Annotated in this window: 3 protein-coding genes; all 3 read left to right on the top strand. The window is 65.1% G+C overall.

Annotated features, from left to right (window positions below):
* Positions 1-240 precede the first annotated feature (240 nt).
* Genes AC1DS6_RS42560 through AC1DS6_RS42550 form a run of 3 tightly spaced genes read left to right on the top strand, consistent with a single transcriptional unit; the run spans position 241 to position 1320 of the window.
* Entirely contained in the window at positions 241-645 is a 405-nt protein-coding gene (locus AC1DS6_RS42560) for a DUF6884 domain-containing protein (RefSeq protein WP_441630810.1), read from the top strand.
* Positions 533-1015, top strand: a complete 483-nt coding sequence (locus AC1DS6_RS42555) for a hypothetical protein (RefSeq protein ID WP_441630809.1) — start codon at positions 533-535, stop codon at positions 1013-1015. The genes AC1DS6_RS42560 and AC1DS6_RS42555 overlap by 113 nt, the downstream gene beginning before the upstream one ends.
* The gene (locus tag AC1DS6_RS42550) at positions 1012-1320 is read left to right on the top strand and encodes a hypothetical protein (protein ID WP_441630807.1); all 309 of its coding nucleotides are present in this window, start codon (positions 1012-1014) and stop codon (positions 1318-1320) included. The genes AC1DS6_RS42555 and AC1DS6_RS42550 overlap by 4 nt, the downstream gene beginning before the upstream one ends.
* Positions 1321-1586: the final 266 nt, after the last annotated feature.

Raw genomic sequence — 1586 nt, 5'->3', positions numbered from 1 at the left:
TGGGAATGTTGACCTGGGTGGCAGACGTGAGTGCCTCACCAGCGCGATACGCGAGGCCGCACGAAACATGATGCAGGTGCCAATCCCCGAGTTGGCAACGCGCAGCGAGGCCTCGCTTGTCGGGGCGCGCAACGCCAAGCGCGCCGGACGGGACATTTGACGGCCCCCCCGGCTGTCCGGCCTTGACTTCCAGCCTGCGCCTGTAGATTGGAAGTATGTCCCATCACCCCCGTGCTTCCGATGCAAGCCCACCCCACGCAACTCAGCCTCTTTGATGAAATCGCTCGCGCAACCGTCGCACGATCGCCGGCTCGCCCGTTGGTACTGATGGCCTGCTCGGCCACGAAGCTCAACCGCCCTGCCCCCGCCATGGATCTGTATCGCGGCGTCATGTATGAAACGTTTCGCGCGCACGTGCGAGCCGATGCGCAGCCCCAAGTCATCATCCTCTCGGCACAGCATGGCTTTATCCAGCCGGACGCGGAGATTGCCCCCTACGATGCCCGTATGACCGCGGATCGCGCGGAGATCCATGCTCTCGGGCCTGTCGACGGCGATGGCCGGTGCGGCGTGGCCCGACCAGGTCGGCCCGGTCTTCCTCGCCGGCGGCATGCACTACCGTCGGGTGATGCGCGCGGCCGTTGAGCGGTGGGCCCGCAAGGTTGGTGCTGGCGCTACGCCGGCGATCGTGGAAACCAGCGGCGGCATCGGGATGCAGCGCTCCCAGCTCGGCCAGTACCTGGACGGCTTGTCCTGCCAACTAACCGAAGAGATCGGGCGCTTTCCCAACGGGGTGCCCTACTTCCGCCGCGCTGGGCCGTTCACGGTGGGCGAGCGCGTCATTCACGCCTACCGCCACCTGCCCGGCATTGCGCCCCGTTGGGCAACCATCCGGAGCATTTTCCAAGGACCCAGTGGCATGACCGCCGAAGCCGACGTCGAGGAGGGAACGGGAAACCGCGCGCACATCGTTTCCCGTTGGATCGCCCTGACGAATCTCCAGCCAAATCAATGACTATCACCATCACCCTGCAGTTGGAAGCCAAGGCCCTCGCTGCCAACCTCGATGGGACGCCCGACGCCCTGCTTGCCCTCACCCATCGCGGCCACCGCTACTGGACCAAAGCCAGACGCCTGCATTTCCCACCGCCGCGGCGCGAAGCGTTGCTGTTGGAAATCATGCGTTTCTGTGCAGACACAAACCTGCTGGAGTGCCCCCCCGACCCTGAGGACGGAGACCGCCAGCAGATGATAGAAGAGATGCTCGACGCCCGCTATCCGCGCTATGCCCGCCTCAAGCGCAATCCGCATCGCGCATGAGCATGGTGGCGACCTTTTCTCCAGAGCCACACGGCGGCGAGCATCTGTCCGCCTGGTTCCACCCCGCTAACCTGAAGGCTATGTCCGCCTCGAAGAGGCGGTTGGGGTGCGGGGAAAGCGGAATTCAGTATATAAATGCGGTCATGACACCCGTCGACAGCCTCTGGCTCACCAATCCCACCCTCGCCTACGCCGATTGGCAGCGCCGCGAGGCATCCGGCGCGGACCGGCGCCCTTTCGCGGCCCGCTCGATCATCCAGCATCAG

The sequence above is a fragment of the Cupriavidus sp. 05L310 genome (assembly GCF_056398185.1).
This window is presented reverse-complemented; position numbering and strand designations above follow the sequence as displayed.